General features: G+C 43.7%; 7 protein-coding genes. 4 read left to right on the top strand and 3 right to left on the bottom strand.

Features of this window, described 5'->3' with window-relative positions; genetic code table 11:
- Positions 1-252 (bottom strand): transposase (locus G395_RS30690; protein WP_035362037.1); only part of this gene is annotated, 252 nt, incomplete at its 3' end.
- Positions 253-345: 93 nt separating this feature from the next.
- On the bottom strand, positions 346-1,551 hold the full coding sequence (locus G395_RS0126845; protein WP_169720102.1) for a hypothetical protein: 1,206 nt from the start codon (positions 1,549-1,551) through the stop codon (positions 346-348).
- 204 nt (positions 1,552-1,755) lie between these two features.
- Between G395_RS0126845 and G395_RS0126840 the strand changes: the two genes are divergently transcribed.
- The 4 genes from G395_RS0126840 (at position 1,756) to G395_RS0126825 (ending at position 6,332) form a co-directional block, all read left to right on the top strand.
- Complete coding sequence (locus tag G395_RS0126840; RefSeq protein WP_026632830.1) at positions 1,756-3,261, top strand: acetyl-CoA carboxylase biotin carboxylase subunit; 1,506 nt, start codon at positions 1,756-1,758, stop codon at positions 3,259-3,261.
- Positions 3,262-3,455: 194 nt separating this feature from the next.
- Positions 3,456-4,505 carry a tRNA preQ1(34) S-adenosylmethionine ribosyltransferase-isomerase QueA gene (gene queA, locus G395_RS0126835; RefSeq protein ID WP_026632829.1) on the top strand — a complete coding sequence of 350 codons (1,050 nt, stop codon included), beginning with the start codon at positions 3,456-3,458 and terminating at the stop codon, positions 4,503-4,505.
- Between the two features lie 83 nt (positions 4,506-4,588).
- A complete protein-coding gene (locus G395_RS0126830) occupies positions 4,589-5,254 on the top strand; it encodes a 2-C-methyl-D-erythritol 4-phosphate cytidylyltransferase (RefSeq protein ID WP_026632828.1) in 666 nt (221 codons plus the stop codon).
- Position 5,255: 1 nt separating this feature from the next.
- Entirely contained in the window at positions 5,256-6,332 is a 1,077-nt protein-coding gene (locus tag G395_RS0126825) for a winged helix DNA-binding domain-containing protein (RefSeq protein ID WP_026632827.1), read from the top strand.
- Here G395_RS0126825 and G395_RS0126820 read toward each other — a convergent pair.
- A complete protein-coding gene (locus G395_RS0126820; RefSeq protein WP_026632826.1) occupies positions 6,329-7,471 on the bottom strand; it encodes an acyltransferase family protein in 1,143 nt (380 codons plus the stop codon). The two genes, G395_RS0126825 and G395_RS0126820, sit on opposite strands and share 4 nt — an antisense overlap.
- Between the last annotated feature and the right edge of the window lie 585 nt (positions 7,472-8,056).

Here is an 8,056-nt window from a genome sequence, read left to right as displayed (position 1 = left end):
TTCCAGCTTCCTGCTAGAATAGATGTTGCTCATATAGCCAAATACGAGCACTTTTAAGAGCATTTGGGGATGATAACTTGCAGGACCGGTGAGGTAGTAGGCAGCATTGAGCGGCTCTAAATTAATCTTATTGATCACATCGTCTACCACACGCACAACATGCCCCTTGGGGATCAATTCTTCTAGACTGGGAGGGAGCAGCATCAACTGCTGCTGGTGATAGGGCTTAAAATTAGGCTGGCGGCGACCCATTTTTTTCTGAATTGCTTATACCTAAAGATAATCAATTCAGAAAAACTTTACAACCGATAAAAACGAAAAAAGACTGCCTCTTTTGAGACAGCCTCAAAGAGAAACATTCGGGGTAATGAAAATGGAATGTAAGGCAGAACCGAGCTTTTCAAATGAAAAGATCAGCCATGGAATTTGATATGGGACGCGAATGAAATATTCGGTAGGAATACAAATACATAGCAGTGTAGCGAGCATAAACACTTGGTTGGTAGGCGGGGATACGTTTGTCGCAACATATATTACCGCAATGATGAAGATCGGAAATGCATAGGTCAGACTGCGGGTAAAGTCAAAAACACTATAAGCAACTGCGATATGAAGTATAACCAGCCCTGCGAACATACATAGGACCAGGAACTTCTGTTGTTTCCAGGTATGAATGATCAATATCAATAAGAAAAGCCATAAACCTTCAAAAGCGAGAAATATGCCGGCAGGTCCGCTTGATATTTGCTCGGGTATCATCGTGATGCTGACGCCTGCACCTCCTCCATAGGGCGTTTGCAAAGAAAATTTTGCTGCCAGAAACAGCCTGACCAGCAAATAGCAACACCCGGCTAGAACGGGCATGAACGATCGCTTTTTATAAAAATCTCCGTTAAAAATCTGATGATAATGATTCAGATCAAAATTGTTTTCAAGAAGTAAGTGAAAGAAATAGACCGATGACAACGCAATGAACGCACGTTCGTCAGTCCAGGAGGCAAAAGTGAGCGCAACAAAGATTCCCGCACGATTACGGAAATACATTCCAAGCAACAGGAAAAAATACGCAAAGCCATCAAACCAAAAATCAGCATCCCAAAAAAACGCCTTACTAACATAGACAAAGGCGCATCCAAGAATGAAAAGTAGTATTTGCGAGCTGTTTAAATGCTTTTTGAGAATTCTGATCAGCAAAAAAAAGAATGGCAGCAATAGGCAGGATTGGATAATAAACATGAAGACAATCTTCCGCGCATCTTTCTTAATTCCAAGGTCGAGTAATTTGGCAATCAACGGAATAGTAAGCCTAAAAGCACCCTTAGCTGCATGCGTGTGTTGCGGCGTGGATATTGTTTCAAGTGGAGCATCAATTTTGTTGAAGAAATACGCATATTGATCTGGTGAATTCATACTTTCCAGAAAGATCGGATATGTCGTCATCAAGACCATGATGAATAAAGTAAGGGATACCAAAATGGCTCCTTTTCTGGTTTCTAGCAGATGTACGTAATAGCGGAAGGCAGGCACAATCATGGTAATGTTCTGGCTCAACTGAATGTTTTTTAACAGTCGCCTGGAAGCCAAATTACTATGTACTGATCGAGAAATTGACTAGTGAAATGTCTCCAAAAATTTGTCGGCTGAGATCAATTATTTTTCGGTAAAAAGACGGCACTTCCCTTCCATGAGTAATGCACATTAAAGAATGCTTTTGTTATCTTACTATCATTGATTGCAATAATCCTTTCTATCTGAATGTCATCAATCAAAAAAATACTGGTTGCCAATCGTGGCGAGATTGCATTGCGCATCATGCGTACAGCGAGAGAAATGAACATTGCGACGGTTGCCGTTTTTAGTGAGGCGGACAGGAAGTCTCCGCACGTGCGTTATGCGGATGAAGCCGTTTGCATTGGACCTCCGTCTTCTTCCGAATCATATTTGAGAGGTGATAAAATCATTCAGGTTTGTAAAGAGCTTAATGTCGACGCCGTGCATCCTGGTTACGGCTTTTTATCCGAAAATGCCAGCTTTGCTCAAATGGTGAGAGAAGCAGGGATCATTTTCATCGGCCCATCGCCGGAAGCCATTGAGATCATGGGCAGTAAGCTGGCCGCAAAGCAAGCAGCCAGCCAATACAACATTCCTATGGTTCCTGGCACCGAGACGGCCATAACCGATCGCATAGAAGCCAAAAAGAGAGCGCGGGAAATTGGTTATCCTATCCTAATCAAAGCTTCCGCAGGTGGCGGTGGAAAAGGCATGCGTGTGGTTGATAACGAAAGTGATTTTGACGAACAGATGGACCGGGCCGTTAGCGAAGCACAAACGTCTTTTGGCGATGGCTCTGTGTTTATTGAAAAATACATTACTTCTCCCAAGCATATCGAAATTCAGGTTCTGGGTGATCAGCATGGCAACATTATCCATTTATTTGAACGAGAATGTTCCATCCAGCGCAGGCACCAGAAAGTGATCGAGGAAGCCCCTTCCGTTTCTATTGTCAATGAAACCAGGGCCGAAATGGGACGCTGTGCGATTGATGTGGCCAGGTCATGCGGCTATTATGGGGCCGGGACGGTTGAGTTTATCCTGGATGAGCAGGGGAATTTTTATTTTCTGGAAATGAACACGCGTCTGCAAGTGGAACATCCTGTAACAGAGCAGATTACAGGTGTCGATTTGGTAAAACAAATGATATATATAGCGGAAGGAAAACCTTTGGTATTGAAACAAAGCGACCTGACAATCAAAGGACATGCCATCGAAGTGCGCGTTTACGCCGAAGATGCCACCAACAATTTTCTTCCGGACGTGGGAACATTACATACATACATCAAGCCGGATGGGAATGGCGTCAGGGTTGATGATGGATTCGAACAGGGGATGGAGATCCCCATCTATTACGACCCGATGATTGCGAAGCTCATCACTTACGGTGCAGACCGTGAAGAAACCATTCAGAAAATGATCCGGGCCATTGACGAATACCAGATTTCAGGCGTGCAAACCACGCTGCCTTTCTGCAAATTTGTGATGAGACATCCCTCATTCAGATCGGGGAATTTTGATACGAACTTTGTGATAAATCATTTCCAGCCTCAAATGCTGACGGAGGAAATAAGCAGCGACTCTGCCCTGCTAGCGGCCATCATCAGTGCGCATCTGTTAAAGAAAACGCAGTCTGATACTGACTTGAATAATGCTTCTGAAAATAAAAAAGCTTCTCTCTGGAAGCTCCGCCGCATGCACAATCTTTAACGGACGCCTTTCTTGCATTTTCCCGGGAAATTGCCTACTTTTGCGGTCTTAATTTTTTGGAATGTTGGATTGCATAAAAATTACAGAATTTGGAATAACTATGCAAGTAATCCAGCCCTCAACATTTCTTTCATAAGAAGTACACTATTGCCTTTTTTGGCTCACGACTAAAGAAATTCACAGAATATTCAGCTATGAAGCTATCCGAATTTAAGTTTGATCTTCCCCAGAGTTTAATTGCACTTCATCCTTCCGACCGCGGCGAATCCCGCCTTATGGTTGTTCATCGTAAAACAGGAGAAATAGAACATAAAACCTTTGCAGACCTTATCAACTATTTTGATGACGGCGATGTAATGGCCATTAATGATACAAAAGTTTTTCCGGCCCGTCTGTTTGGTCAAAAGGAAAAAACAGGTGCAAAAATTGAAGTTTTCCTTTTGCGCGAACTAAACCGTGAAATGCGTCTCTGGGATGTTTTGGTTGATCCTGCGCGTAAAATCCGTGTTGGCAACAAGCTTTATTTTGGGGACAGCGACCTGGTTGCTGAGGTGATCGACAATACAACTTCACGTGGCCGTACGATCCGCTTTCTTTACGACGGTGACAACGACGCGTTCATGAAACTTGTTGATGAATTAGGTGAGACGCCGCTTCCTCCGGAAATTATTTCCAGACGTAAAGTTGAAACATCGGACAGAGAACGTTTTCAGACAATTTTTGCTGAACATGTTGGCGCAGTTGCAGCCCCTACGGCTGGAATGCACTTTACGAAGGCGATCATGAAGCGTTTGGAGATTAAAGGTGTCAATTTTGCGCCTGTAACCTTGCATGTTGGGCTTGGCACATTCCGGACTGTGGATGTGGAAGATCTCACGAAACACAAGACAGATTCTGAAAATTATAGAATTACACAAAGCAGTGCCGACATTGTCAACGCGGCTATTGATAACAAAAAACGCATTTGCGCAGTTGGTACGACTTCATTAAAAGCAGTGGAATCTTCTGTTTCTGCGAGCGGACATTTGAAAGCAGTTGAAGGCTGGACTGACAGGTTCGTATTTCCTCCTTACGATTTTAAAATCGCGACTGCATTGCTATCTAACTTTCAGCTTCCTGAGTCAATCTTATTGATGTCGGCTTGTGCATTTGGTGGTTTTGATCTGGTTATGAAGGCTTACGACCTTGCTATTAAAGAAAAATATAAATTTTTCACCTACGGCGACGCGATGCTGATTATTTAAGGTTTAAATAAAAATTCAAGATGGTCATTTGTGGTCAAGGATTTGATTTCCTGATACATAAATGACCATTTTTTATGACTGCTATGCAAGAAAATGTCATTATAGTTGCCGGAGGAAGTGGAAGCCGCATGAAGAGCGAGCTTCCCAAACAGTTTTTGAAAATCAATGGTCTGCCAATCCTGATGCATACCATTCACGCATTCAGAAAATATTCTGATGCACTGCAAATCGTTTTGGTCCTTCCTGCTGAGCAGATGATATTCTGGAAACAGCTTTGTGAAGAACATTCATTTCAAATTGCTTACACATTAGTTGCCGGCGGTGATTCCCGTTTTGCATCTGTAAAAAACGGGCTTAACAGCATTCGGGACCATGAAGGACTGGTTGCAGTACATGACGGTGTAAGGCCAGTTATCAGTAAGGAAATCATCGCTGCGGGTTTCGCAAGAGCTGCTGAGCAAGGCAGCGCGGTCACCAGCGTTCCGCTTAAAGATTCGATTAGAAAAGTTGAAGAGGGCGGAAAAAATCTGGCTGTGGACAGAACCGCATTTCAACTGATTCAGACCCCTCAGACATTTCGCCTGGATTGGATGCAGCAAGCATTCGCAGTCGATTACAATGATCAGTTTACAGATTGCGCCAGTGTCTTGGAGGCCGCAGGCTATCCGATTCACCTGATTCCCGGCGCTTATGAAAATATAAAAATTACAACACCTGAAGATTTGCGGTGGGCCGAAATATATCTTTAATATGACCATCAACGAAATCATATTACTGCGCCTTTACAATCAACAAATCTCGCATAATCCGTCGAGCACACCGCAGGAAGTCGTGGCGTGGATGGGCGCTATACAAGCGCAGGACTATGCAGGCGCGAAATGGTCACTCGGTTTGAGGCTGCCAAAAAGTACGGAATCAGACATTGATAATGCCATTGCGCGGAAGGCGATCGTCAGGACGTGGCCTATGCGGGGAACATTGCACTTCGTCGCTGCTGATGATGTAAGGTGGTTGCTCAAATTATTGACGCCCCGGATAATTGCAGGATCAGCCGGTCGGCACCGGCAATTGGAATTAGACGACGTAACATTTAAAAGAAGCGAGGAACTGCTGTCTAATGCATTAGAAGGCGGAAAGCAGCTGATGCGGAGCGAAGTTTACGCCATTTTGGAGCACGCAGGCATTGCAACGGTAAATCAGCGCGGCATGCATATTATCAATTATCTTGCTCAAAAGCAGGTTTTATGCCACGGTGTCCACAATGAAAAGCAACCAACATATGTGCTGCTGGACGACTGGGTTCCTGATTCCAAGCATCTGGAAGCCAACGAAGCATTGGCAGAACTGGCATTGCGCTATTTCAGAAGCCATGGGCCAGCTACGCTTCATGATTTTGTCTGGTGGTCTGGATTGAAGATTTCCGATGCACGAGCAGGTTTAAATTCAGTTTCCTCGGCTCTTGAAATGATTGAGTGCGAAGGAAGAACTTATTGGACAGGAGCTGAGCATCCGGAAAAGAGCTCCATCTCTTCAACATTCTTACTACCAGGTTTTGATGAGTATATGCTGGGCTACACGGATAGGACGCCGATTTTGGCAGCTCAATATGCAGGTAGAATCGTTCCTGGAAACAACGGAATGTTCATGCCCACCATTGTCTCGGACGGGAAAGTGATAGGGCTTTGGAAACGAATTTTGAAAAAGGACAAGATTTTGATTGAAGCTATGCCTTTTGAAAAAGCTAGTAAGGCTAAAATTAAGTCTATTGCCACAGAAGCTAAGAAATACGGTAAATATCTTGGCAAAAGCGCCTCGCTTGCTGATTAGACTTTCACAAAGATTTTATTTTTGTAAAGAAAATAGAGGAAAAACCAGACGATCACAAACCCTCCTAATGCATTAAATACTTCGTGCCATTTTTCGGGAGAATACTTATAAAACCCTTCAAAGAGAAGTTTCGAGGATGCATTGAAGTCGATAAACCGGACTGCCAGATAAATTACAAGAGAGTTCATTCCTATCACCTGGAAGAAAAAGGCCCACTTTTTATAGCCTTTCACATCTATGATCCAGTAAAAAATAGCCAGTAATGTGAAAGCCATTCCGGAGGTAAGCATGATGAATGAGCTGGACCAAAGATGTTTGTTGATTGGAAAAACTAAATTCCAAATTAAGCCGGAGACAATCCCCACCATTCCGAAGAAGAAAAGCTGCATGAGCTTGGTTATGGCAACGTGGCTGCGCAGCAGGATGTCACCAGCAATAGTCCCGAATAGCGTCAGACAAATAGATGGAAACTGTGTCAGTAGTGCAAGCTCATCATACGTGCCCTGTTTCAGCTTGCCAGGCATAAAATTCCGGTCAAACCAGCCAACAAGATTGCCCTCAAACGAAAGGTCTCCTGCGCCGTAACCGGGCACCGGAATGAATATCAACGCCAGGTAATACAGGATAAGCGTCGAGATTGCAATCCAAATTCTACTGGTAAAAGAGAAATTCAGGTAAAGAATAGCCCCAATGAATGTGGCCAGGCCTATCCTTCCTAAAACACTTCCATAGCGAATCTGCGTGGGATCAAATAAATCAATCGGGGCGTTTTTATCGAGGATACCAAGCGCGATCAATATCAACATTCGTTTGAATGTCTTTCTTAAAATTTCCGACTGCGAGATTCCTTTTGCTAGTGCTCCCGTTACACTAAACGCCAGCGATGTGCCGGCTAGAAACAGGAACAAGGGAAAGATAAAATCATAGAATGCAAATCCGTGCCATTCAGGATGTATGAATTGCGCTGAAATTGCGTCTACGGCATTAATACCCGTTTTACCACCCAACAGAAAAATAAAAGCACCGCCCCCGGAAATCATAAGCATGTCAAAGCCGCGGAGCGCATCCATTGAAGCAAGTCTTCTGACATTGCCCACTTCCTTCTTACTTGCTGTTACATTGACCGAAGCAATCTCCATAATTCTGATGTTAGCACTAATTAAAAAGCCGCAGGCTTTGGCTTTTTACTTAAAACGCTGCTTGTCAGATTTCTTTCAAGATTTTTCAAACTCAAATTTTCCTCATACGAAAGACTTAATGGATGACTTTCGGTTGTATGCGGGCGTCTTACGTCGTTGGTAGTACGCTCACGGTGGGAATGACTAGATCTGATCGACGAACCTCACTGCTGTCTCTTTATCACGTATACCTTAACAAGCAGTCAGCCAACCATACGCCGGTCGATCCATAAATTATTCCCAAAACCGATGTGTTTGAGTTATTCAGTAATGATTCGGCTGTTTACGAAGGCGTATATGAATGTGGGTTTGGGCATACGACAGAATTCGAATTGAAGGTCATTAGCAATTTGGTCAAAAAAGCTAATCCGAAAAGGATCTTTGAAATCGGTACTTTTGAGGGCAGGACACCCTAAACATGGCGCTTAAGCACAAAAAAAGACCCTCCTTGTGAGATGGTCTTTAAATGTTATTGTGGCGGCTACCTACTTTACCAGGTTTGATCCAAGTATCATCGGCGGTTCTGGGCTTAACTTCTCTGTTCGG

The organism is Dyadobacter alkalitolerans DSM 23607 (assembly GCF_000428845.1).
Taxonomy (GTDB): Bacteria; Bacteroidota; Bacteroidia; order Cytophagales; family Spirosomataceae; genus Dyadobacter; species Dyadobacter alkalitolerans.
Note: the sequence above shows the minus strand (reverse complement) of the source record. Positions and strands in the feature narration are given on the sequence as shown.

What these genes read in the sequence shown, in the direction of transcription:
- G395_RS0126840 (WP_026632830.1), top strand. Translation starts at nt 1,756, where the DNA reads ATGTCATCAATCAAAAAAATACTGGTTGCCAATCGTGGCGAGATTGCA.
- queA (WP_026632829.1), top strand. Translation starts at nt 3,456, where the DNA reads ATGAAGCTATCCGAATTTAAGTTTGATCTTCCCCAGAGTTTAATTGCA.
- G395_RS0126830 (WP_026632828.1), top strand. Translation starts at nt 4,589, where the DNA reads ATGCAAGAAAATGTCATTATAGTTGCCGGAGGAAGTGGAAGCCGCATG.
- G395_RS0126825 (WP_026632827.1), top strand. Translation starts at nt 5,256, where the DNA reads ATGACCATCAACGAAATCATATTACTGCGCCTTTACAATCAACAAATC.
- G395_RS0126820 (WP_026632826.1), bottom strand. Translation starts at nt 7,471, where the DNA reads ATGGAGATTGCTTCGGTCAATGTAACAGCAAGTAAGAAGGAAGTGGGC.